The 24,826-nt window shown below is 45.1% G+C and carries 21 protein-coding genes and 2 pseudogenes; 10 read left to right on the forward strand and 13 right to left on the reverse strand.

Features of this window, described 5'->3' with window-relative positions; genetic code table 11:
- Nucleotides 1-50 precede the first annotated feature (50 nt).
- Nucleotides 51-964, reverse strand: a pseudogene (locus WAE59_RS13205) (helix-turn-helix domain-containing protein).
- A 9-nt stretch (nucleotides 965-973) separates the two neighbouring features.
- Entirely contained in the window at nucleotides 974-1,849 is an 876-nt protein-coding gene (locus WAE59_RS13210; RefSeq protein WP_337856439.1) for an SDR family oxidoreductase, read from the reverse strand.
- A 117-nt stretch (nucleotides 1,850-1,966) separates the two neighbouring features.
- Here WAE59_RS13210 and WAE59_RS13215 point away from each other — a divergent pair, with 117 nt between their 5' ends.
- The gene (locus tag WAE59_RS13215) at nucleotides 1,967-4,570 is read left to right on the forward strand and encodes an ATP-binding protein (RefSeq protein WP_337856440.1); all 2,604 of its coding nucleotides are present in this window, start codon (nucleotides 1,967-1,969) and stop codon (nucleotides 4,568-4,570) included.
- A gap of 7 nt (nucleotides 4,571-4,577) precedes the next feature.
- Here the strand turns inward: WAE59_RS13215 and WAE59_RS13220 are convergent, their stop codons facing one another.
- The gene (locus WAE59_RS13220; protein WP_337856441.1) at nucleotides 4,578-5,885 is read right to left on the reverse strand and encodes a paraquat-inducible protein A; all 1,308 of its coding nucleotides are present in this window, start codon (nucleotides 5,883-5,885) and stop codon (nucleotides 4,578-4,580) included.
- On the reverse strand, nucleotides 5,872-7,191 hold the full coding sequence (locus tag WAE59_RS13225; RefSeq protein ID WP_337856442.1) for a paraquat-inducible protein A: 1,320 nt from the start codon (nucleotides 7,189-7,191) through the stop codon (nucleotides 5,872-5,874). Before WAE59_RS13225 ends, WAE59_RS13220 begins: the two co-directional genes overlap by 14 nt.
- Nucleotides 7,192-7,347: 156 nt before the next feature.
- Between WAE59_RS13225 and WAE59_RS13230 the strand changes: the two genes are divergently transcribed.
- The 3 genes and pseudogenes from WAE59_RS13230 (at nucleotide 7,348) to WAE59_RS13240 (ending at nucleotide 9,886) form a co-directional block, all read left to right on the forward strand.
- Nucleotides 7,348-7,506, forward strand: a complete 159-nt coding sequence (locus WAE59_RS13230; RefSeq protein WP_337856443.1) for a hypothetical protein — start codon at nucleotides 7,348-7,350, stop codon at nucleotides 7,504-7,506.
- Nucleotides 7,507-7,902: 396 nt separating this feature from the next.
- Nucleotides 7,903-8,724: pseudogene (locus WAE59_RS13235) on the forward strand (glycoside hydrolase family 172 protein).
- A gap of 79 nt (nucleotides 8,725-8,803) precedes the next feature.
- Entirely contained in the window at nucleotides 8,804-9,886 is a 1,083-nt protein-coding gene (locus tag WAE59_RS13240) for an AI-2E family transporter (protein ID WP_337856444.1), read from the forward strand.
- On the opposite strand, the gene WAE59_RS13245 is transcribed toward WAE59_RS13240, so the two are convergent.
- The 4 genes from WAE59_RS13245 to WAE59_RS13260 form a co-directional block, all read right to left on the reverse strand.
- Nucleotides 9,834-10,322 (reverse strand): NUDIX domain-containing protein, encoded by a 489-nt coding sequence (locus WAE59_RS13245; RefSeq protein WP_337856445.1) that lies wholly within the window; start codon nucleotides 10,320-10,322, stop codon nucleotides 9,834-9,836. The genes WAE59_RS13240 and WAE59_RS13245 overlap by 53 nt on opposite strands.
- Before the next feature lie 5 nt (nucleotides 10,323-10,327).
- A complete protein-coding gene (locus tag WAE59_RS13250) occupies nucleotides 10,328-11,188 on the reverse strand; it encodes a DUF808 domain-containing protein (protein WP_337856446.1) in 861 nt (286 codons plus the stop codon).
- 103 nt (nucleotides 11,189-11,291) lie between these two features.
- Nucleotides 11,292-12,590 carry a sensor histidine kinase gene (locus WAE59_RS13255; RefSeq protein WP_337856447.1) on the reverse strand — a complete coding sequence of 433 codons (1,299 nt, stop codon included), beginning with the start codon at nucleotides 12,588-12,590 and terminating at the stop codon, nucleotides 11,292-11,294.
- 42 nt (nucleotides 12,591-12,632) lie between these two features.
- Nucleotides 12,633-13,325, reverse strand: a complete 693-nt coding sequence (locus tag WAE59_RS13260) for an arylesterase (RefSeq protein WP_337856448.1) — start codon at nucleotides 13,323-13,325, stop codon at nucleotides 12,633-12,635.
- 59 nt (nucleotides 13,326-13,384) lie between these two features.
- Between WAE59_RS13260 and WAE59_RS13265 the strand changes: the two genes are divergently transcribed.
- Both WAE59_RS13265 and WAE59_RS13270 read left to right on the forward strand, forming a co-directional pair.
- Complete coding sequence (locus tag WAE59_RS13265) at nucleotides 13,385-14,077, forward strand: ABC transporter ATP-binding protein (protein ID WP_337856449.1); 693 nt, start codon at nucleotides 13,385-13,387, stop codon at nucleotides 14,075-14,077.
- Complete coding sequence (locus tag WAE59_RS13270) at nucleotides 14,074-16,632, forward strand: ABC transporter permease (RefSeq protein ID WP_337856450.1); 2,559 nt, start codon at nucleotides 14,074-14,076, stop codon at nucleotides 16,630-16,632. Before WAE59_RS13265 ends, WAE59_RS13270 begins: the two co-directional genes overlap by 4 nt.
- Nucleotides 16,633-16,634: 2 nt before the next feature.
- Here the strand turns inward: WAE59_RS13270 and WAE59_RS13275 are convergent, their stop codons facing one another.
- Complete coding sequence (locus WAE59_RS13275) at nucleotides 16,635-16,910, reverse strand: hypothetical protein (protein WP_337856451.1); 276 nt, start codon at nucleotides 16,908-16,910, stop codon at nucleotides 16,635-16,637.
- Nucleotides 16,911-17,381: 471 nt separating this feature from the next.
- Between WAE59_RS13275 and WAE59_RS13280 the strand changes: the two genes are divergently transcribed.
- The 4 genes from WAE59_RS13280 to WAE59_RS25880 all read left to right on the forward strand — a co-directional run bounded on the left by WAE59_RS13280 (nucleotide 17,382) and on the right by WAE59_RS25880 (nucleotide 19,569).
- Nucleotides 17,382-17,912 (forward strand): SRPBCC family protein, encoded by a 531-nt coding sequence (locus WAE59_RS13280; protein ID WP_337856452.1) that lies wholly within the window; start codon nucleotides 17,382-17,384, stop codon nucleotides 17,910-17,912.
- Nucleotides 17,913-17,960: 48 nt separating this feature from the next.
- Nucleotides 17,961-18,785, forward strand: a complete 825-nt coding sequence (locus tag WAE59_RS13285; protein ID WP_337856453.1) for an ion transporter — start codon at nucleotides 17,961-17,963, stop codon at nucleotides 18,783-18,785.
- A 68-nt stretch (nucleotides 18,786-18,853) separates the two neighbouring features.
- Nucleotides 18,854-19,312: a DUF1810 domain-containing protein gene (locus WAE59_RS13290; protein WP_337856454.1), complete on the forward strand. Its 459-nt coding sequence runs from the start codon at nucleotides 18,854-18,856 to the stop codon at nucleotides 19,310-19,312.
- 71 nt (nucleotides 19,313-19,383) lie between these two features.
- Nucleotides 19,384-19,569, forward strand: coding sequence for a LytTR family transcriptional regulator DNA-binding domain-containing protein (locus WAE59_RS25880; RefSeq protein ID WP_443147260.1), 186 nt, complete (start codon nucleotides 19,384-19,386; stop codon nucleotides 19,567-19,569).
- Here WAE59_RS25880 and WAE59_RS13295 read toward each other — a convergent pair.
- The 4 genes from WAE59_RS13295 to WAE59_RS13310 form a co-directional block, all read right to left on the reverse strand.
- Nucleotides 19,566-22,145, reverse strand: coding sequence for a TonB-dependent receptor (locus tag WAE59_RS13295; protein WP_337856455.1), 2,580 nt, complete (start codon nucleotides 22,143-22,145; stop codon nucleotides 19,566-19,568). The genes WAE59_RS25880 and WAE59_RS13295 overlap by 4 nt on opposite strands.
- A 437-nt stretch (nucleotides 22,146-22,582) precedes the next feature.
- Entirely contained in the window at nucleotides 22,583-22,933 is a 351-nt protein-coding gene (locus WAE59_RS13300) for a DUF1801 domain-containing protein (protein WP_337856456.1), read from the reverse strand.
- Between the two features lie 102 nt (nucleotides 22,934-23,035).
- Nucleotides 23,036-23,419, reverse strand: a complete 384-nt coding sequence (locus tag WAE59_RS13305) for a hypothetical protein (protein WP_337856457.1) — start codon at nucleotides 23,417-23,419, stop codon at nucleotides 23,036-23,038.
- Between the two features lie 199 nt (nucleotides 23,420-23,618).
- On the reverse strand, nucleotides 23,619-24,734 hold the full coding sequence (locus WAE59_RS13310) for an acyltransferase family protein (RefSeq protein WP_337856458.1): 1,116 nt from the start codon (nucleotides 24,732-24,734) through the stop codon (nucleotides 23,619-23,621).
- Between the last annotated feature and the right edge of the window lie 92 nt (nucleotides 24,735-24,826).

Raw genomic sequence — 24,826 nt, forward strand, 5'->3', positions numbered from 1 at the left:
TTTTTTTATAGTCTTTCCAGTAATTCCTTCGAGACATCACTGAACATTACCTAATTGAACGATTGCCTGAATTCCAGTGGCGATTGGTTCGTTTTACTCTTAAACAGTTTACTGAAGGATTGCGAGTGTTCAAAACCCATAAGCAATCTCGCTGACTGACAGTTCAGTAATGGACAATTGCTCTTTCGCTTTTGCGATCAATTTTTCGTGGATGTGTTGTTGAGTGCTTTGTCCTGTCAGGACTTTCAGCAGGCCACTTAAATACTTCTGGGAGACGTTGAGTTGCGCGGCAACGTAATTTACGGTCGGTAGTCCCTTGCCGACCAGATCATCGTTGTTGAAATAATCGGAAAGCAAGTGCTCCAGCTGGTCGAGAATCTGATGATTTGATTTTTCCCGGGTAATAAACTGGCGGTGGTAAAACCTTTCTGAATAATTGAGCAAAGTTTCAATTTGTGAAATGATGATCTGCTTGCTAAACTTGTCAATATTGGAGTGGTACTCCTGCTGGATGTTTTGAATGATGCTATTGAGCGTTTCCTCCTCTTTTTCTGAGAGGAATAGTGCTTCATTTACGGTGTAATCAAAATATTCGTATTGCTTGATGGTTTTTGCCAATGAGGTATTCCAAAGGAAATCAGGATGGATGAGCAACATCCATTCCTGATTGCTTTTGTGCGGGCCCCACTTCGTGCGCGATGAACACCTGGTTAGGTGAGATGAAAAACATGGTGCCTTCATCAAAATCATATTCTTGCTGACCATATTTAAACCTGCCATTGATGCCCCGTTTCATGGAAATTTGGTAAAAATCAAACAGCCAGCTGAGCTCCCCGATATCAGCGGAACGCACAATTTTTGAATAGTCAACGATACTAATGAGCGGGTGCTCAGGTTTTGGTAAGCCTCTCAGCCGGTGAAATTCGCTAATGGTTTTAATTCTGTGGGTCTGCCGCGGTTCCATATTATGAATTTAGAAATAATTTTGCTGCATATCGGTTAGTAGGTCGATGTTTGTCGGCTTCCAGCCCAATTGCTCCTGAGTTTGGAAATTGGTTGCAGGACTATCGAATGCGATAAAGCGGCTCATCCATTCAAAATGTTTCGCAGTTTCTTCTTCAGATAAAGACGCGATAGGCAGGTTTAATGTCTCGCCAATTAAGGTCGCTATTGTCTTTATTGGTATGCCCTGATCACTGATGACGTTGTAGGTGAAGCCTTTTGCAGCTTTTTCCACTGCCAGTCTAAATGCCCTGGCCGCGTCGAGCCGATGTACGGCAGGCCAGCGGTTACTACCATCTGCCGGATAAGCCGATACGCCGTGTTTTTTTGCCTGTTGTATAATGAAGGGGATGAAGCCTTTATCGCCTTTGTCGTGGACAGAAGGAGCGAGGCGAATTACGGAGGCATGTACACCCTTTGCTGCCAGTGCCATCGCTGTGGTTTCAGAAGGCCGCAGAGAATTGTCGGCCCTACTTTCTTCTGTAGTGTAACCCCCGATTGTTGGTAGACCCAGAATTCCGGCCGATACTACAATAGGTTTGCTTGTTCCGATGAGTGCCTCACCCATAGCATTGATGGCCTCCCGATCTACGCCACCTGCTTTTGCGTATTGACTAAAGTCGTGGATAAAGGCTATGTGAATAACGCCGTCTGCCTCTGCGGCGGCCTTCTTTAAGATGTCCAGATCTTCAAGGCCTCCCATTAAAACTGCTGCGCCAGCGTCTGTTATGACTTTTGCAGATGTTTCTGTGCGTGCCAAACCAATGACCTGATGGCCTGCGGCGATCAGGTCCCGCACTACGGCAGATCCTATAAAGCCAGATGCTCCTGTTACAAATACTTTCATTTTTCTATCAATTTTGTTGATGTAAAGTTCGGGCTCCTTTAAGGAACAAATGTAGCCGAATGTCAGGAACTTGTAGGCGAAATTTTGCTTTGGCACAATCCTAGCTATGCAGTTCAAATGCACGAACATCTACCATTTTTGCAAGGCGGCGGTCAGCTGGGAGAACTGATCCGCGAGAAGGACTGGTCTGCCACTAGCTTAAATGCCCCGGAGGCCTGGCCGGAAAATCTGCGCTCGGCAGTAGCCATCGCTTTGAGCTCTGGTTTTCCCATTGCCATTTATTGGGGAGCAGATTTTAGCCTCTTGTACAATGATGCCTGGAGCAGTATTCCCGGACAAAAGCATCCCTGGGCACTTGGAAGGCCGGGCGCCGAGGTATGGCCAGAAATATGGGATGGGCTTCAGGAAGAGTTTGAGAGTGTATTGCGTGAAGGCCAGTCTTACCGCAGACCGGATGCTCCACTATACATGCACCGCTATGGATATACAGAAGAGTGTTATTTTGATTATACCCTTTCACCAATTGTCGCGGTTGATGGAAGCGTTGGTGGCGTTTTCAATGCTGTAGTGGAGACTTCCTACCGTGTCATCAATGAACGTAGGAACGGAATCCGCGCTGCCTTTCTGGCACAGGCGAATACATCTGACACGCTCAGTGCTGCGTATGAAAAACTTCAGGTGCTATTGGAAAACGCTTCCATGGATGTCGCTTTTTTTGCTGTCTACATTTATGATGCCAACAGCAATGAGTACCAGTTGAAGCTGAGCAGCTGTTTGAATGAGCGGCAGCTTGCCGATTTGGATCAACTTCTTGGAGATCATGATATGCTCAAGATCATCCACCTGAAAGATTTGGAAAGCCAGGTGACCGAGCCTGTGAGTTGCTATTGGCCGGAAAGGATAGTTGAAGCGCTGGTGGTGCCCATCAATACTGCGGAAGCTAATGTGAAAGGTTATATCGTGCTTGGGGCTTCAGCCCGGAAGCGTATTGATGAAGATTACCGGCAGTTTCTGCTGGCAATAGCAGCGAATACCGGAACGATCCTAAACAATGCATTTGCGTCGGAATTGAGGGTCGCTTATCAAAAAGAGCTGATCATCAATGCAGAGCTTTTTGAAGAGCAGCAAGCCCTTACTGAGGAAGTTACGGCTGCCAACGAAGAGCTGGCTGCATCCAATGAAGAGTTAGCAGCATCTAATGAAGAACTGGCCATGACCAATGAGGAGCTGAGCCAGACCCAGGCACAATTAAATGCGACCCTAAGCCGTGTTGCTGAGAGCGAGCGCCGGTTTCAGTTTATGCTCAATGCCATCCCACAGCAAGTGTGGACAGCCATGCCTGATGGTCAGTTAAATTATGTGAACCAGATTGTTGCGAATGACTTCGGCTATCCGGCAGAGGAGATTGCAGGTAAAGGCTGGCAGGCATTCATCCACCCGGATGATTTGCCCGCTTGCTTGCTGGCCTGGCGAGAAGCCCTGGAAAGCGGCAATGAATACCTGACAGAGTTCCGGCTAAAATTTGCCAATGGAGTCTATGTCTGGCACCTGACCAGAGCAGTTCCACTCATTGAAGAGGGCAAAATCACACTCTGGTTGGGCACTAACACCAATATTGAAGCGCAGAAGCAAAATGAGCAGCGCAAGGACGAATTTTTATCCATTGCCAGTCACGAACTAAAAACTCCGCTTACGGGGATCAAAGCCTTCAACCAATTAATGAAACGTGACGCCAATCCTGAACGGTTGGCTTCATATATCGACAAATCAAGTGAAAACATACATCGATTGGAAAAGCTGATCAATGACCTGCTGGATGTGACGAAGATCAATGCTGGAAAGCTGAGCTATGACTTGAAGCCTTTTGATTTTTCAGAAATGCTGAAGGATAGTATAGACAGTGTTCAATTGACTACCAGCACTCATCAGATTAGTCTTGAGCAACCCGGACAGCTAAGTATTGTGGGCGACCGCATGAGGTTAGAGCAGGTAATAAATAACTTTGTAAGTAATGCCATCAAGTACTCTCCAAATGGCAAGCAAGTGCTGGTGAAAAGTCACGTTGCCGGAGATGGTCTGATCGTTTCTGTAAAGGATTTCGGCATTGGCATTCAGGAGCAGCACATTCAACGTCTTTTTGATCGATATTACCGGATTGACAATAGTGAGATGCGTTTTGAGGGCCTCGGACTGGGTTTATTCATCTCTTCAGAAATACTAAAAAGGCATATGGGCACCTTTTGGATTGAAAGTGATCCGGGCAAAGGCTCTACTTTTTACTTCAGGCTGCCGCTGACTACTCCTCAGCCAGCAGCGCCTATAGTCAACGATGATCTGTATTACAAAGACCCACACATCACGATCATTCAAAGTAAATCAGGAGACTGGCTTGAAGTAGACTGGACCGGATTCCAGACTGTAGAAGCGGTAAAAGCAGGAGGTATGCGTATGCTCGCTATGCTTGAGGCAAATGCTACGCATAAGGTCATGAATGACAATACCAATGTACTGGGTACCTGGTCGGAAGCATCTGATTGGGCAGGCCAGGAATGGTTCCCAATGATGGAGCGTGCAGGCTTGCGTTATTTTGCCTGGGTGTATTCTCCAAGCGCCTTCAGCAGGTTATCTGCGGAAAAAGCGGTGGATGTGAAGATTGGAGGTACAGTAGTGCAGTTTTTTACTGATGTAGAAGCGGCAAGAGATTGGTTAAGAAGTGTTTAGCTAAATATCAGGTGCGTTTGGTTTTTACGGGCATGATGCGCTTTAAAATCAGTGACAGCACCGCAGAATAAACAACATAGCCGACGAAAATGAAATAGCCTGGTTGCAGGCTTGTATTGTTTTGGGTCACTGTTGACAAGAGTTTTTCATTAATATTTAAGTTTGATAACTGACTTTTTAAAATGCCATTCAGGCCGATATAGGTCATCGCAATCCCCACGACCATGACATCAGCCATATCCCATTTACCCAGGTCAAAGGCCAAAAACCTGATGAGCTTATTTTCCGCATATTGGTCTCTTCCCCAAATGTGAATGCCTTTTCCAATCATTCGCAAAATGGGCAGGATGACTACGAACAAGAGGATGAGCGTTCCGGCCAATATGGCATCCAGCTTAGGTTGTTCAATCAGCGCACGGATAATTCCAAATATGCTTTTACTTTGAAAAAATAAGACCTGATTGGAGAAGGCAAGCTTTTCGCCCAATAAAACGAAATTGAGTGACTGGATCCGCGCATCGACTTCTATTATGGTCGCAGTAGTACCCACCAGTAAGAGAATGAAGGCAAACAGCAGCGATAAAATGTAAAGCGGGGTATGGAGCCGGACCTGCTTTCTCATCACGAACCATAGACAAAGCGCGATGAGTACACAGCCAACCATAGCATAGGCATAATTGTAGGTCAATGAGCGAATATCTACCAGTTGTGAGGTGATGGTTTTTTCAAAATCGGTGACGTTCGAAACACCGTATTTGGTGTAAATATGGCGTGTTACTTTCGCACTGGCAGGTTCGCTGTTGTCGAAAGTCTGTTTCTCCAGTTGATCTATTTTACTGCTTACGATACGTTTTAGTCTTTCTTTACTTGCGGGTCTATTGATTCTGTTGACAATGGTACTGGCAAACGAAGGTACCTGTTCGTGAAGGTCTTCGGGATCGACAAAAGCATTAAAAGCCAGTTTTTTTAGTTTGCCCCCAATGCTCTTCTGAGGTTTGTTGATATCCGCAACCGCCTTGCCTATGAGGGTATTCAGCTGTTTTTCCACTTTTCGTTGAAGTTCCCTCTTTTGCTCGGCAGTCATATTGAAATCATTGACTTTTCCGTCCACAATTGTCGCGATTTTCTCCCGCCATTCATCTACAGAAAAGATGCCGAAGGTGATGTTGTTGGCCACACTATAGTCTTCCTTGATCCGCTCCTGCCTGCTGGAAAGACTGGATACCCGGTAACCGAAATAAGCTTCTGCACAAAGGAGCAGGCTTAAGCCAGTGACCAGCAGGATCTGGGGCAGGTTTTTTCTAATCGCAATCATGTGGAGAGATAAATTTTAAAATGGTCGACAAAATCAGTCCGTACAATACGAAACTGATGAATATGATAAAACCGGCCTGCAGCGCCGTATTATTGGTGGTCATTACCGTGAGTTCCTCACTTTTGATATTCAGGCTTTTCAGCTGACTGTCCAGCAAACCGTTCAACCCGATATATACCATCAGTATGGCTATAACAATGACGTCTGCCATGCTCCACTTTCCGGACTGGAAGGCAAAATACTTGATCACTTTATTTTCGGCAATGCTCTTTTTGCTCAGCAGGTGGATGCCCGTTGCACTTAATTTCATAATGGGAAATAAAATGCTGAAGACAAGGATCAGTACCCCGACAAGTATAGAATCTGTAGCAGGTTGTGCCAGCAACACTCTGACCACATCCAGTATGCTTTTGCTTTGAAAAAACAGGACCTGATTTTCGAAGACTACATGTTCGCCCAGCACCACAAAGTCGAATGCGTTGATCCGGGCATCAACTTCGATCATTGAAGCAGTGAGGCCGATGAACAATAGGATGAAAGCAAACATGAGTGACATCATAAACAGCGTAGCATGAAGCTCAGTCCTTTTTCTGAAGATCCACCACAGAGACAGCACAACTACAATGCAACCCAGCATGGCGTAGCAATAATTGTAAGTCTCAGTTTTAATTCGCGCGAGCGCGCTGACGAGTTCTTTGTTGAGCGCTTCGGCCGACGAAACCTGGTATTTTTTGTATACCTGATCCGTTGCAGCCTTAGTGGCTGTTATGGTACTGTCTACATATTCTGCACGCTCCAGGGAATCGAACTTCGACATGGCCATTTTACTCATCTGAATTTTATTGCCCCTGGTATCTACTTTAGCAATGATGGTACGGGCAAAGCCTGGAACTTTTTCCCGGATCTTATCCGTGTCGACAAATGTTTTGATGGCAAATTTCTTTATTTTTCCACCTATCGTTTTTTTCGGTTTATTCAGCAAGGCTTCTGCCTTATCGATAAGGGCCTGTATAATCTCTTCGACTTCGGTTTGTAATTCCTTTTTTTGTTTTGGCGTGAGGGTAAAGTTACGAATCTGGTTATTGACAATACCGGATACTTTATCCCGCCATTGTTCCACTGAAAATAGTCCAAAGGTGATGTTGTTTGCATTGGCATAGTCTTCCTTAACTTCTTTTTGCTGATCTGAAAGTTGATGCAGCCGATAACCAAAAAATCCTTCTGCGCACAACAGTATGGCCAGACCGAATATCAGCAGCAGTTTTGGAACAATGGATTTCTTTTTCGGCGTGGTCGTTTTAGGCATCTTTGGACAAGGTCAATTTAGATTTGGTAGTTGAGTTTGAGTCAATAACAATCATGTGACGAAGTGGTTTTACAGTGACAATGTTATTTCTTATAAATACGAATGGTCCTCTTGATTTTCTTTTCTGCAAACAAATCTGCTTTCAATTTGTGATCAATGAAATCGTACAATGTCATGGCAAAAAAGAAAGAAAAAGATCCCTGCTGGAAAAACTACGAGCAGGTAGGGATGAAAACAAAAGAAGGTAGGGAAGTGCCGAATTGCGTGCCGAAAAAAGGCAAAACTCCCAAATCAAAGAATACAAAGACCAACTAATTATATAAGCGCCTAAATACAGCTTATGTTTTTTAACTTAGTAGCATGAGCACAATAGGTTTTTTACGGATCAGCCTGACACCCGTATTCTTTTTCATGATGTTCCAGGCGACTGCACAGCGGTTTAATGGTTTGGATATGAACCTGGGGAATTTATCCAGGGTATCTGATGCCAAAACACGGTCTATTAGTCCCGAAAACTTCAGCGGGGAAAAGGGAAAAGCCGCAATGGCGGACCCGGTTAAAAACCGCGGGCAAAGGAACGTGGCCAATGCTGCCGACGCTGCACGTGAACTGGGCTTGGGCTGGAAGGTAAACCCATTCATCATTGTCAAAAGTGGAGAAACCATTACTATCGCAGAAATGGAAGGGCCAGGGGCAATACAACAGATCTGGATGACACCGACCGGAAACTGGCAGTTTTCAATCATAAGGTTTTATTGGGACGATGAAAAGGAGCCATCTATAGAATCACCCATTGGTGCTTTTTTTGGGCAGGGCTGGGGAGAATATGCAGCACTGAACTCACTCCCGGTGAGTGTGAACCCGGGAAGCGCTTTTAATTGTTATTGGAAAATGCCCTTCCGGAAGAAATGTAGGATCACTTTGGAAAATATTAATCCCAGAGATGAAATGCGGTTATACTATCAGGTAAACTATACGCTGACTCCAGTAGGGGAGGATGAGGCTTATTTTCATGCACAATACAGGAGATCCAATCCGAATACGACTTCGGTACATACCATTTTGGACGGTGTAAAGGGCAAAGGGTAGTTTGTGGGACTTTATATGGGACTGGGCGTCAATAACAACGGCTGGTGGGGAGAAGGGGAGATTAAGTTCTATCTGGATGGAGACCAGGAATACCCCACCATTGCAGGTACAGGTACTGAAGACTATTTCTGCGGATCCTATAACTTCGACCGCGGAGGCAGGTACATCGAATACAGTACTCCCTATGCAGGTTTGCACCAGGTAATCAGGCCCGACGGTACATACCGTTCACAGGCCAGGTTTGGAATGTACCGCTGGCACATTATGGATCCAGTGCGTTTCGATAAAGATTTAAAAATTACCATTCAGGATTTGGGCTGGCGGGATGGAGGAAGGTACCTCGCCCAAAAGTCTGACATCATCACAGTGGCCTATTGGTACCAGCAAGGGGCACATGCCCGCTTTCCTAAATTCCCGACGAGGGACGAACTGGAAGTGAATTAAGGATTTTTGCGCGCTTACTTTTCAAACATTCTTTCCGCCGGATTGTTGATTTAGCTCAAGCCTGCTGAAATACTGTCTTATGCCGCAACATCATCAATCTGGAATTTACCGCCTCATTACTTCTATCGTACTGTATACCTTCGGACTTGTTATTCTCCTCTGGTTTCTTTATAAAATCATCAGCGTAGTCATCTTGTTTCTCTTCGCGGTGGTCCTCAGTCTGATCATCAACCAACCTGTTGGCAAACTGGAAAAACGGGGAATGAAAAGATGGCTGGCAGCCTTGATTGTATTGGGTTCGGTTTTTATCGTAAGTACTGTACTGGGTATTTTGGTCATTCCTCACATCAGCCTGCAGATAGACACGTTGGTAGGGAATCTGCCAGGTTATTTGAACAGCATCTCCGATCACCTGACCAGTTTACTCAAAAAGTATCCGGAGCTCAATAAGGAGTTACAGGGAGATGGACTGTCCATTACGGAAGTCATGCCTTCCCTGGGGAAGACCGTAATGGGATTGGGCAGCTTTTCTTTTAGTGTGATCGGGGGAATTTTCCTGTTTATTGTTTTTGTGTCGATGATCGTATTTTTCGTCGGTAACCCGCGCCCTATGATAGAACTGTATCTTTCAGTTTTTGAGCCTGAAAAAAGACACAAGGCGGAAAAAGCCTTACAGCATACTTCTGTGATGCTGGGCGGCTGGATGAAATCAAATTTGATAGGAGGTATCGTACAGGCGGTGCTGGTGTTTATCGTGCTCAGCTTACTTAGCGTTCCCGGTGCACTGGTCTGGGCCGCATTGGCCTTCTTTTCGGAACTCATTCCCAAGATCGGGTTTTACATCATGGCGATACCGCCGACACTCGTGGCCCTCTCTGTAAGTCCGGCTACCGCTTTTTGGTGCCTGACCTTTTTCCTGCTGATGAATGAACTGATCTCTGATTTTTTGATGCCAAAGCTGAGGTCTTCGACCATGAATATCCACCCGGTTTCGCTCTTGTTCCTCTTATTGGCCATGGCAGCTGCGTTTGGATTAATGGGAGCACTTTTGGCCACCCCTATGGCGGCCATCATCAAAGCATATTATGAAGAGTTTTACCTCAGCAGATTTAGCGAGGATCCGGAGATGGAGGCGAGGGTGGAGCGGATATTATATCCCTAAGCTGTTCGAGTAATGGGACCTGTCTTTCGTTTATGCGGATCCTTGCCTCGTCCAGTGTAAACCATCCTGCTTTATCTACTTCCTCTACTGCTATCGTCTTGCCCGATTTTGGTGGCCATTCCATGGGGAAGGTATTGCTCAGCAATTGCTCAACAGCAAAATCTCCCTGAACCGCCCAGCAAAAAACCTGTTTACCTCCTTTTTGTAATACCGGGTTCAACGCTACAAAATCCCCAATCGGGCGGAGACCTGTTTCTTCTTCAAACTCCCGCACCGCAGTTTGCAAAGGATCTTCACCATCATTCCCTTCGCCTTTGGGAATGGACCAGACACCTACGTCCTTATGCTTAAAAAACGGACCCCCTGGATGTACGAGTAGAAATTCGAGTTCTTTGTCTCCAAATCTGTACATCAATATCCCAAAGCTCTTTTTCACAGGGACTATTTTTTAGAAAAAAGTTTTTTGAAGACAGTGATTAAGCCGACTACCAATAATCCTGCAACCAGCCCGATGAGTAGCTCTTTGACAATCGAAGGCAGGCCTGGAAATAAATGGTGTAGATAGTCGATGTTGTGAACAAAGATTCCTCCTGAGACCAGGATCAAAGCTATGGTGCCTACAACAGCCAGTATCCGTATGATTACCGGTAGTGATTTGACCAATAAAAGTCCCAGTTTAGCGACGAAACCTTTTTCGTTGGCATGTTTGATCAGTTTATAACCGGTATCGTCCATTCTTACAATGATGGCAACGATGCCGTAAACACCTATCGTAGCTAGCAAAGCCACGACGGACACGGTCAGGATTTGTAGGGTTAAAGTTTCTGTCAATACAGTTCCCAGCGCAATGATGACGATCTCGACAGATAGGATGAAATCGGTAGTCACTGCAGATTTAATCTTTGCTTTCTCTGCTGCTTTGTCATCTTGTTTGATTTCCGCAACTACTTGGTGACCCTCCTTCGGGCGGTGGAAGAAGTATTCGATTATTTTTTCCACTCCTTCGTAGGCAAGGTAAAAGCCGCCTAAGACCAGGATGACCTTGATGGCAACAGGGAAGAATGCATTCAATAAGAGCGCAATCGGGACGATGATTATTTTATTGATCAAGGAACCTTTCGTGATTGCCCAAAGCACAGGAAGCTCCCGCGAAGAAAGAAAACCAGTAGCTTTTTCTGCGTTGACCGCCAGATCATCTCCCAGTATCCCTGCAGTTTTTCTGGTTGCTATTTTTGCGGTTACCGCAACATCATCCATTAAAGCAGCTATATCATCTAATATTGCGAAAAAACCCGAAGCCATATGTATCTCTTTATAAGCCCGCAAAATATTGATTTTCCAATGATAATTGCGAATTTTATGTGAGGCAAAATGACAATAATGTTGATCCCCCTTAAATTTAGTGTCAATATTTGCCCTGAGCAGGCAGTTCGACAAAAAAAGTAGTTCCGCTGTATTTGTCACAGTCGAACCAAATCCTTCCACCTAATGCATGGGTGTTTTCCCGGCAAAGCACTAATCCCAGACCTACGCCTTTTTCATTGGCAGTACCTGTGGTGCTGCTGCCGCTGAGCTGAAAAATGTCTTCGCTGAGCTGACTGGGATATCCATTGCCGGTATCTTCCAGGCTTAGCAGGCAGTTGCCTTCGATGGAACTGGCTTTGAGGATGATTTTACCACCAGTGGATGTAAATTTGATCGCGTTATTGAGCAAATTGCGAATAATCAGTTGGATCATGTCCGCATTGCCCCAAACTGAAACCCCGGGATCGATCTGAACAATGAGTACAATGTCCTTTCGTGCTGCAATATTGATGGCAAGTTCCAGCTGCAACTTGAGGACAGCATATAGTTCCAATTGCTCCTTTCTAAATTGTGCTCCGTTCATCTGATTTTTGGACCAATTCAGCACATTGTTGAGCATCTCTAGCGTACCCCTTGTCGAACTGAGCAGCTGCTCCTGTATCTGTTGCCGTTCTAGCGCCGACATGTCATACGCTGCCAGGAGTTCCAGATAGCCCTGGATATTGGCAAGTGGACTGCGCAGGTCATGTGATACAATAGAAAAGAGTTTGTTTTTTTCTGCATCTCGTTCAGAAAGCTTTTCTGCCGTCTCTTCGGCCCGGAGCCGTTCCACATCGTAGCTTTTTCGGATGATGTAAAAGCAGGTCAGGATCACCACTACTACCGTGAGGTAAGCAGAGCTGATATCAATATAGCGATCAGCGGTTTTGAGGTAGGTATATGGAACCTGGGCTGGGTAGTAAAACTGGAACAGGTGCAGTCCGATGATGATCAGTACATTGCTACTGATCCAATACCAGTATTGTTTCACCGGTACGATGGCAACCATGGTGACCATCAGCAAAAGAAAAAAATATCCTGTCGGGCCATCTATACCCGAGTTTAGAAAATAATTGGCCACAAACAGGCAGGTACCCGTCAAGCATACGATTGTTCTTGCCAGGTCTGTTTTGCCCCGGTACCGGGAAATGTAAAACAGACCGGCCACCAAAAGAGAAGTTATGGCACTCGCAAGCGCAATATAGGGCAAGCCTACAAAGAGATTAAGAGGGATATTATAGATCAGTGCTGCCATGGAAATGGCAAGCACGGAGTGGAAGATGCGGACTGTCAGTGGAAAGTCTCCCGCTGAGCCGGTAATTAATAATTTTGTATGCAGCAGGTAAGCTGGAATTCGCAATGGTGTTCGGTTTAAAGACGATAAAGTTACATATTTTCTGTCTTAAAGTAGTCCTTCCAGTTCCTTCCAAACATTTTCAGCCAGGATTTTCTGACCTTCCGCAGTAGGGTGGATCCCATCCTGTTGGTTGAGTTTCGGTACACCCCCCACACCCTCTAATAAGAATGGCACATAGGCCATTTGGTTTTTGCTGGCCAGGTTACTGAACAATTCTTTGAACTCAGTGGTGTATTTTGCTCCCATATTAGGGGGCATCTGCATGCCGAGCATCAGCAGTTTCACTTCAGGGTTTTTCTTTTTTACGCGGTCTATCACCGCTTGTAAGTTCATCGAAGTTTGTTTTACAGAAAGGCCCCTCAATCCATCATTGGCACCAAGCTCAAGTACAAATACACCCACCGGCTGTTTCAGCAGCCAGTCTATACGTGTTTTGCCCGCGGCTGAAGTTTCCCCGCTGAGTCCGGCATTGATGACCCGGTAAGGCAGATTTAAAGCCTCTATTTTCTTTTGGATCAGTGCAGGGTAGGCCTGTGCCTGGTCTTCCAGTCCGTAACCGGCAGTGAGGCTGGTGCCAAAAAAGAGCACGTTTTGTATCGTGTCTGGTATTGCTTTAGCAGCGGCCCGGGCTGGCCTTCCGCTGGTGTTTTTATTGACCTCTTCTTTTTTTTCTGCATTGCTACAGGCACTTAATATACAGGCTAACGTAACAATGGCAAGGGTTTTGATTCTTAACATCTCAAGTTTTATATCTTTAACAGCTCAGTTTGGGCTAAGGTTTAATTTAATTCAATACTTTGAATACAGCAGCAGAAAATAATGCCGCGGCAGCCATCCTCGAACTGCGGCAAGTTAATAAAATTTACAAAAGTGCGGGCAATGAACTGCAGGTGTTGAAGGGAATAGATTTTTCCGTTGCCAGGGGAAATACGGTCGCCATTATTGGTCCTTCCGGAAGTGGCAAAACCACTTTGCTTGGGATCTGTGCAGGGCTGGATAAAGCCAGTACCGGTACCGTATTGCTCAATGGCATAGCGCTCGGTGGCCTCAGTGAAGACCAGCGTGCCGCGGTTAGGAACAACTATGTGGGCTTTATTTTTCAGAACTTCCAGTTGATGCCTACCCTCACTGCCCTGGAAAATGTAATGGTACCGTTGGAACTGCGCGGACAAAAGGGAGCCAGGAAGACTGCGCTGGAACTGCTCGAAAAAGTAGGACTCGCAGAACGTGCCGCACATTACCCCGTGCAGCTTTCAGGAGGCGAGCAGCAACGTGTTGCGCTGGCAAGGGCTTTCTCCAATCAACCTGCTATCCTTTTTGCCGACGAACCTACAGGGAACCTGGATGAAGAAACGGGAGAGAAAATAGAAGAAATGCTGTTTGCACTGAACCGGGAAGCAGGAACCACGCTGATCATTGTGACCCACGATCCCGAACTGGCCGCTAAAACCTCCAGGATCATCAGCATGAAAGGTGGGCTGATACAATGATAAGCTGGCTGTTTACCATGGCCTGGCGTGATAGCAGGCGCAATAGGGGGAGGCTCTTTCTTTTTATCTCCGCTGTGGTACTGGGTATAGCAGCACTGGTAGCTGTTTCTGCATTTCGCGATAGCCTGAGCCGTGATATTGATACCCAGGCAATGGAACTTACAGGTGCAGACCTGGTACTCGATGGCAATTCGCCTCCGGGAAAAGGAACTAAAGCTTTGATGGATACTTTGGGCGCAGCCCGTTCTTTTGAACGGAGTTTTGCATCTATGATTTATTTTGTAAAGGACGAGAGCAGCAGATTGGTTCAGGTAAGGGCATTGCAGGGCGACTATCCTTACTACGGGGCCATTGAAACTACTCCGGCCACTGCATCAAAGGAATTCAGGGATTCTTCCCGCAGTGCATTGGTCGATAAGACATTGATGCTGCAGTATAATGCGCAGGTAGGTGATTCCATCAAAGTAGGAGCTTTGAATTTTGTCATTAAAGGAGCGCTGGATAAAGTGCCTGGACAAACCGGGATTTCCAGTACAGTAGCTCCCGTAGTGTACATTCCCTTACAGTATTTGGAAGCGACCGGCCTGCTAAAAATTGGCAGCAGGATTAAATATACTTATTACATCAAATTTGCCGATCCCAGTCAGGTAGATGCAGTGGTCAAATCACTGGAAAAAGACCTGGATAAATACGGATTGGATGCCGAAACGGTAGCCTCTAAAAAGGAAAGTACCGGACGTTCATTCCGGGATGTCAACCGTTTTATGGCACTGTCAGGTTTTGTTGCCTTACTTTTAGGTTGTATAGGGGTGGGTAGTGCTGTGCACGTATACATCCGGGAGAAGCTCGAAAGCATTGCTACTTTACGTTGTATGGGACTGAAGTCCACACAGGCATTCTGGATTTTTCTCATCCAGATTTCCTTCATTGGTATCATCGGAGCGATATTGGGTTGTTTGCTCGGCACGGCACTTCAGTTTGCGTTACCCTATGTGCTCCAGGACCTGCTTCCTGTAGAGATCACCATGCGGATCAGCTGGCTGGCCATTGGTCAGGGACTGGCATTGGGCCTGATCGTTTCTGTGCTCTTTGCATTGCCATCGCTGCTGATGGTGAGGCATGTCTCTCCCTTGAATGCCATTAGGATGTCTTACGAACCACAGGGACGCAGTGTCGATCCGCTGCTCTGGCTGGTGTATTTGCTGGTACTCGCTTTTGTGCTTGGCTTTACTTATTTGCAGATGGGCGGCTGGAGAGAAGCAGGGGTGTTCACCGGAAGCATTTTTGCAGCCTTTCTGTCTCTATATGCACTTTCCAAGTTGCTGATGTGGTTGCTGCGAAAACTATTACCAGAGCGCATCAGTTACCTTTGGCGGCAGGGATTTGCCAATTTGTACCGCCCACAGAACCAGACTATGGTGTTGATGGTATCCATCGGATTATCGGCCGCTTTTATAGGCCTGCTGTTCTTTGTACAACAGGTATTGGTCAACCGGGTGACGATATCCTCCGGTCCGAACCAACCGAATATGGTATTGTTCGATATCCAGCAGGAGCAGAAAGATGAAGTGGCAAAAATGACCAGAAAGCATCAGTTGCCGGTCATGAGCCAGGTACCTGTGTTCACCCTCAGGATTGAAGAAATTAATGGCCTGCGTGCAGCTGATCTGGCAAAAGCAGACAGTCTGAGGAATGCCAAATCACCTGCTCCTGGCGGTAGGGGAGAAGAGGAAGGCAATCAAAAGCGTGAGGGCATGAACGAACCCAGTAGCAGGGCTTTTAACGGAGAGCTGCGGGTGACCTATCAGGATCACCTCACAGAGGCAGAGAAAGTGGTCAAAGGAAGCTGGACAGGTGTCGCGCCGGAAGGTAATGTACCCGTTTCTCTTGAGGAGAACTATGCAAAACGAATCCATGTAGATGTAGGAGATACCATCGTTTTCAATGTGCAGGGAGTGATGATCAGTACAGTAGTGGGTAGCCTTCGTGAAGTGAACTGGGCAAGGATGCAGACCAATTTCAGGGTAGTCTTCCCAACAGGAGTTCTGGAAGAAGCACCGCAGTTTCAGGTACTGATGACCAGGGTGCCCAATAGTGAGGTTTCAGCAAATTACCAGGCAGACGTGGTACGCAGTTTTCCGAACGTCTCTGTGATCGATTTAAAATTGGTATTACAGGTTTTGGATGACCTCCTGGGTAAGATCAGCTTTGTAATACGGTTTATGGCCGGATTAAGCATGATAACGGGTTGGATTGTATTGGTTTCTTCGGTCATGGTCAGCAGGGCACAGCGCAATCGCGAACAGTCATTGCTGCGCACACTGGGCGCTAGCAGTAAGCAATTGCTGGTCATCACGCTGGTGGAATATTTGTTCCTGGGTATGGTAGCCACTGCAGCAGGTATGATCATCGCATTGGCAGGAAGCTGGGCGCTATCGGTATACGTATTTCAAGCCAGTTTCGAACCTTCCTTGCTGGCAGTAGCCGCATTCTTTGCCATCATTTCGTCGATCGTTGTATTGACCGGAGTACTGAGCAGCAGACTGAAGAAATGACCTTATCTCAAGCGCGAATACCAGTTGACCGGCTGTGATCTTAAACTGAATCCGCCGCTCTCAACGTGGTACAGAATTAAGGGTATACTGAAGTCGACCAACTGCTCCAGTTTCATGGAAAGCTTCTCTGAAAAATCGAGACTGGATATGCCATCTTTTAGATAAACGTAAATGACCGTTGCGGTCTTGAATTCAAAACGTTCAATCTTGCCAGGCCATTCTTTTCTAATCCGATTTAGAAAGATCGAAATCTTTTTTTCTTCTTTTAGGTTTTCCATAAGCTTGTTGATTTGATGTTTAAATTAAAGAAAATCGGGGGGATTCCAATGTAAAAAAGGCAATACAATAGGGCAGGCTTTTATCGAAAAAAATCCAGGTTGCGCCAACTAGGAAATGAAAAAAAAATCTGAAGTTCAATTTTTTTCAGTGCTTCTTGATTTATCTTTCATGTAAAAAAATTTCATACGATTGATTTAAAGGCTGCTTGAGTAGTGCTTTGTTGTTTACCTCTTTCTAATGTTTAATTATTGATTCATAAATACATTAATAATGAATTACATATTGATGAATGAATGATGTGTTAGTTTAGTATGAATTTGCTCAATTACTCTAACTTATTTATGTTTAATTTCTTTAAACTATAATAAACCAATAGTTAATTTATAGGAAATATTTAATGTAGAGGTCAAGATGGACTCCTTAATCTCAGGTGTTGAGGCTACAGATAAATCATAAAAAAATTGTATGTTGTGTTAAAAAATGACGTGGTTAGCGTCAGAGGATTTATGGAAAATTTCGACTGGACTTCATTTACAAAGAAAATAGCGATCAAAGCTAAGCTTGCGGATATTTATAATGCCTGGACTAAATCCAATGAACTGGAAAAATGGTTCCTAGAAAAGGCCACTTTTTTCAATACGCATCAGGAGCCAGTCAGCAAATACATCAATGCTTCTCCCGGTACTGCCTACGAATGGCTTTGGTATTTACACCCCGATCCGATGAAGGGGACTGTAAAATCTGCAAACGGAAAAGACCAACTTCAATTTACTTTCGAAGGTGAATGCCTGGTAGATGTAAAGCTGACAGAAAGCCTGGGTTACACGGTGGTGGAACTTCGTCAACACCACATTCCTACCGACGATCAGTCGAGGCAATTCATCCGTTTGGGATGTTCTAACGGTTGGCATTTTTACCTTACCAACCTCAAATCGGTATATGAAGGGGGGCTCGATCTGCGCAACAAAGACAAGCACCTGGATCCTATGATCAACAACTAAGAGAGATGATGGATAGAACATCTGGCCGGTTTTGATGTTATAAGACACATGGCTATATCAGCATCTAAAAACTGGCAGTTCCGTTTGCACGAGGTGATTTACGAATCCAATACTCCGGCTGGAAAGGCCTTTGATGTGGGATTGTTAATTGCGATTTTTACGAGTATCGCAGTTGTCATGCTGGACAGTGTTCAAGGCCTGCATGTAAAATATGGGAGACTATTTCATGCACTGGAATGGGTATTTACCGGACTCTTTACAGTAGAATATGTGCTTAGGCTCATTTGTATTCAAAAGCCATTAAAATATGTTTTTAGCCTGTTGGGAGTCATAGATATGATTGCACTCATTCCTTCCTACCTTGGGTTTTTCTTTGTGGGCGCACAGTCCTTGTTGGTTTTTCGGGCGCTCCGGCTGCTGCGGGTGTTCCGTATTTTTAAACTGGGACATTTTCTAACAGAGATTAATTTCCTAACGACGGCTTTAAAAGGCAGTATCCGGAAAATCAGTATCTTTTTGCTCACCGTTTTGATGCTCACAGTAATCCTGGGCTCTATTATGTATCTCGTCGAGAAGAGAGAAAATGGGTTTTCTAACATTCCCGAGAGTATTTATTGGGCCATCGTGACCATCACTACAGTGGGTTATGGCGATATCTCACCAGTTACGCCTATGGGTAAATTCGTTGCGGCAGTGGTCATGTTGATCGGCTATTCTATCATTGCTGTTCCTACAGGAATCCTTACCCATGATCTGGCTATGCTTGCCCGCCATAAAAAAGAACTCCCGGAATCTTGCCCGAGCTGCAGTAGGGAAGGTCATGATTTTGATGCCCAATTCTGCAAATATTGCGGAGCTTCCCTTGGCAGGTAATAAATGAATTATAAGAATCTCCAAACTAAGCTGTTCTGCCAATTGTTGTTGATTTTAAAGTACAACCTATGATTCCCGAAATTCTTCACGTCTACGATATGAATGAAACCAATAGCCTTTCCAGGTTCCTGAATGCGCAGCAAAATACTTACGAAGATGCGCTCAGGGAAATCACAGCTGGCAGAAAACGGAGCCATTGGATGTGGTATATATTTCCACAGGTGCTGGGATTGGGTTTTACCGATACCTCAAAATACTATGCCATTAAAGATTTGCAAGAAGCCCAGGCATACCTCAGTCATCCGGTACTGGGAGAGCGGTTAATAGGCATCAGCAAGGCATTGATGGCGCAGAAGAAACGCGATGCACAGGCAGTGTTCGGATCGCCCGATGAACTCAAATTGAAGTCCAGCATGACCCTTTTCTCATTGGTGCCTGCTGCCGATCTTGTTTTTAGACAAGTTATTGATGCGTTTTTCGATGGAGAGCTGGATCAGAAGACCCTACAGCTCCTGGGGCTCTGGTAATCAAAGCATTAAAGTAGAGAATCATTTAACCAATACCAGTTTAGTCGAATAAAGAGCGGGCTTAGTCGCAATTGTCATCCGCCAGCACTTTCAGCCGGGTGCACCGCTCTTATCTGGTCAATAAATCTTATGTTGAGGTGATTGGTAAAACCAGTCTAAGGGTAGCTGGTGAGGAGATTCCTCTGGGAGAAAATTACCGGTCAATTTTTAAAGGGTCGCAAGGCCATTTGCCCGGCGACCCTTTAAATCTTATTTAGAAAGAGAAACGCAAAGTCGCTCCGTAAGTTCTTGGGTCACCAAGTACTCCAGCATATAGTCCTGAGTTGCCTGCGGCTGCCTGTAACTGTTCGAAGTAATTGGTATTACCTAAGTTTCTACCCCATGCAAAGATGGAGAATTTGTCTGATTTGAAACCCAGTCTGGCGTTGAACAGCGAGTAAGCATCCACTACCAATACTTTGGAAGGAGTTGGGTTTGAAGAATAATCTGAACGGTAACTTGCATCACCAGCGATAAAGAATCTACCTTCCTGCGAAGCCAGGTTACCAGGTGTGCTCAGTTCAGCACCACCAGAAACATTCCATTTAGAAATACCAGGTAATCTGCCACCTGAAGCATCTTTAAAAGCAACCTGAGTAGCTACACCCTCTACAAGTTCAGTATGTCCGGTTTCCTCCAAAGGCAGTGGCGCATTGGTGAATTTCTTATACTTGCCATCCAGATAAGCAACTGCAGCATTAATGCTTAAGAAACGCTCTAATTGATAGCTTCCATCAATCTCTAAACCTTTCACATTCACTTTTTCCGCATTTGCCAGGTAACCTCTGTTTACACCCAATTGTGGCGATTGAACATTGGTCTGGTAATCCTTGATGTCGGTATTGAAAGCAGTTACATTGACCAATAAACCAGCCACAGGTTTTGTTTTGGCACCCAATTCATAGTGCTGCACATATTCTGGTTTTACCACAGCTACAGAAAGATCAGCCTCTCCGTTTGAGGTTGTTGGTAAACCACCGACGTTTACACCTACCGGTTTATAAGCGGTAGAGTAAGTTCCAAATACGTTTAACTTAGTTGATGGACGGTAGGATAGGGTTACGTTTCCTGAAAGATTGTTGTTATCGGTACTGGTATTGAACTGCTGATTGCTGTAAACTGCTGCTTTAAGTGCTAGTAAAGCTGCGTCGGTAGTTTGAAGTCCGCCATAGGTTACTCGGTCATAGTCCACATCCTTTTTGTCATAAGTGAACCTCAGGCCAGGTAAAACGTGCAAGTGCTCCACAAACTCCCAGTCGGCCTGAGCAAATACAGCTGCACTTAAAGATTTGATGGTCGAGTTGGTGGTGATTCCGAAACCGTCCAGTAATCCAGGAGTGTTATAACGCGTCTGCGCTGCAGAAGTGTTGGTTTGTACAAATCTCCACTGGTCCTTGCCCACCTCTTCGGTCTGAGCCAGTCCCTGAAGGTTCTGATAAAGGGCGAAAACACCAACCACACCACTCAACTTATCTGCCAGATTGCCTGCATACCTAACTTCTTGAGAGTATTGATCATGTCTTGTGTTACCTTGAGATTTAGTTAAAGCAGAGAATTCCGAAAAATCCCTGTCATTGGTAGGATCCCAGTTCCAGAATCTCCATGCAGTAGTAGAGGTCAGTGTACCTTTTCCGATCTTGTGATCTACGTTTAAGGAGATACCGCCGATAGATTGGTTATGTCTCCATGGGCTGTTTGTTGAGATTTCTCTTGAAAAAGGATCTACTTTAGGTTGCTGATAACCCAGATCGGTAATGATCTGCGCATATTGGCGAAAAGGAGTTCGCTCTGTAGTTGTAATACCTGCGATCACAAGAGGGTATCCTGCCGGATGTTGTATGCTCACATCACCACTCAGGAGGACCTGCGTATTTTCTGAAGGAGTGTAGTACAGTTGGCCTTTAAAGCCCAGGTTATTTTGTCCGCTGTATTTACGTTGCTCCAGTGTATTCCAGATGGTACCATCACGTTGAGTACCGGAGATGGAGATTTTTGCGGCCAGATTTTTAGCCAATCCACCGGTAACCGAGGTTTTTACCTGGATGAAGTTATAATTTCCGACGCCCACTTCCAGCTTGGCACCAGGGGTTTGAGAAGGTTTGGTGGTCGTAATATTAAATGCACCTGCAGTGGTATTTTTTCCAAAAAGCGTTCCTTGCGGGCCTCTTAAAACCTCTATTCTTTCGATGTCTAAAAAGTCAGTTGAAGTAGCTGCCGGACGAGCGTGATATACACCATCTACATAAAAGCCCACTCCCGGATCTATACCATCGTTGGTCAAACCAAAAGTGGAGCCCAATCCGCGGATGTTCAGTGTAGTGTTCCTTGCGTTAGAAGCATACAACTGTAGAGAAGGAACCAGTTCTTTTAGTCGGTTTACGTTAAATGCGCCAGCATTTTCAGCAGCCTGTCCGCCAATTACCGTAATAGGGATAGGTACGTCCTGTAGTGCCTCCGAGCGTCTTCTCGAAGTCACTACGATCTCGTCTAGCAATGCACTTTCTACCAGCACAAGTTCCAGCGGAGTATCCTGAAGTTTCAATACCTGAAAATCCTGCGCTTTGTAACCTACAGAGCTGATCTGAAGGTAAAAAGGAGGTTCTTCCTTTGCTGTGATGCTAAATACACCATTGTCATCCGCACTTACAGAAACATTGGTGCCCCTTATCTTAACGGTTGCGCGTGGTACAGGTGTTCCGTTACTGCGTTTTACAACACCGGTTACGGTGCTTTGGGCAAAAGCAAAGCTTGCCGTCAGCAGGAGTGAGAGAAGAGTGAGTAATCTTTTGTTCATGATTTTTTAATTTAAATGGTCGTTTGGTTTGCGCATACCTCGTCCTGCAACGCATGCGTCGATGGCTTTTGGCTTCAGGAAGCCAGTTGATACATTAAGAATTTGAATAGGGCGAATTTACATCGCCATCAAGACGGATGTCAACAACAGCAACAGCAGCGTTCGGCACATGCACTTTGAACAATAGACTGCTTTAGGTTGCTTTTCATAAAATGTAACTCTGTTCTCATTTTGTTTTGATCATCAAGACTGTTATAATTTAATAAGGCAAATATAGCGCATTATTTTATATTTGCAATTAAATCTACGGAAATAGTAGTAATTATTAAAAGAACGTGTTTTTATTGCTTTAGATACATTTATTACGATTTCTCAGGTGATTTTTTGACTAATATTAATTAATAACTACTTATTTTATAGTCATTGCTTCGATTGGCTCAGCTTTTCAATTGCGCAAGGGAACATTCCATCAATCGCTCTAAAATCCCGGTGTCTACATGTTCCAGTTTTTTAATGTAAATGCAGCCCACGCCGGTTTTATGCTTTCCCAATTGTTTGAGCAATGCCTCCTTTTCAGGGAAACTGGAAGCCAAATAAAGCACGATGGCTGCACTCCGGGGAGACAAGCCGATCAGTGGGGCGTCTCCTTCATGACCGCTGGCATATTTGTAATGGTAACTGCCAAATCCTACGATAGCGGTACCCCACATTTTTGCTTTGAATCCGGTTTTTCGCTCCATCATTTCAATGATGGTATAGCAATCTGCCTTTTTGTTCAGGTCCTCCACCGATTACATAAATGTACTAACGCTGTTGTCAGTTTCCATGGTTTTGTTCTTATACACTTCTTATATATTTAGCTAAAGCGCTAATATATAAAATCTTATAAATTACCTGGCTTTCCTGAATACAAATCTTTTGTCTTCATCGAAGTCGATGGGGAACCTGCGGTTGAAATGAGGGATGCCCATGGTCCACTTAAATTCGCCACCACCCATGACCAACTGATCTCCTTTTCTGAGCAGCATCAAAGGATTTCGGTTCCATTTTGGCAATCCGTAAGTACGGAAAAGATAGTCGCCAAATAGCGTATCACCCCTTATTCCACCTTTTACTTCACCCGAATCCTTATAGCCCTGTCGATAGTGAATTTCCAGATTGCCTTTGAAAGTAGCTACAGATTTCTCCAGCCATAAAATGGCAGTATCGCCAGCCAATACAGCGGTGTACCGGATTCGTGGGGGAGGCACATCCCGAGGTAGTTTTTCCTGCATGCAGCCAAATGATAACAGAGACAGAACTATAGCTAGAGAATAAAGAATACGCATGGCCAGATTTCGCGGAATTTATAACCCTGCTAATATATTAGAATAATGTGACGGTATCAATGTTAAACGGGAAGATCAGTAATGAACCCAAGTCTTCCTGACCTGGGCTAACATTGGAGACTCGGACTGATGTTCGCTACTCATCCTAGGCCAGCTTTTTCCGCAGCCATTTCCGCACCGGCTCATCATACCATTTTAGCGCGGCATAGGCCAAAATAATGCTGCCTATTAAAATAGCTAAGGCATATGGCCATGCTTCTGCAATGGTAAGACCTTTGTTGTTGCTGATCCAGGCTACATAAAAATAAACAATCGGGTAATGTACCAAATAAAGCGGATAGGATATGTCGCCCAAGAATTTACAGATTTTGTTCTCTTTTTGGCTTTGCACCAGTCCACTAGCCCCGAGGTATACGATAAGCGGGAATACAATGATGATGCAAAAAGAGTCATAGATCCCATTCATCCAAATCTGCTCAGCGCCACCAATGCGCGGCATATAAAGAACGATGCCTACTAGAAGGCTGCACCATAAAAAGGCATTTTTAATATGCGTCGGTTTGGCGACACGGGAAATCAAAAGACCGGCAAAGAAAGGAAACATGACGCGTGTGAGTCCAATGCGCACCTGTTCTACATTCAACGTCCAGCCACCACTGACATCACCATTTGTAATGGCCAGATGTGTGAGGGCTACGGCAGAAATGGCCACTAAGATGCTCAATGCCATTTTGGAAAATTTCCTGATCCAAACGGCATAAAGAATATTGGCAATGTATTCAAAGAACAGTGACCACCCGACACTATTCAATGGATGCATCTCTTCCCATCCACGTATATCTAGCGACAAGGGGACAGGCAGGATCGTATAACCGACGAGTAGTACCAATAGCATTTTCCATAATGGTACGGTATGAATGAGTGGCCAGAGCGTAGAATCTGTAAAATAGAATCCCAGGGCACCGAGTGTCATTCCCAAAACCACCATTGGCTGAAGGCGTATGATCCTGCGTTTGAAGAAATTGCCTGCTGTCATTTTATGCCAGCGATCGTCGTTGGCATAACCGATCACGAAGCCGGACAGTAAAAAGAAAAAGTCGACAGCCAGGTAACCATGATTGACGAATTTATCTAGATTACTGGTTGAAAAGGGTTCTGCCAGATGAAAGGTCACAACGATAATTGCGGCAACACCGCGAAGACCGTCCAATATAGGATAGTGTGGCTTGCTGACCAAGCCATTATTCAGTTCAGTAATCATTTGGTGTGTGTTGTAGAAATTGCAATTTGTGAAAAATTGCTAACATTAGGTCATCAAGATTTTAAATTTTATGTCCAAGGTAAGAATGGTTA

It is taken from the genome of Pedobacter sp. GR22-6, from assembly GCF_037402555.1.
GTDB lineage: Bacteria > Bacteroidota > Bacteroidia > Sphingobacteriales > Sphingobacteriaceae > Pedobacter.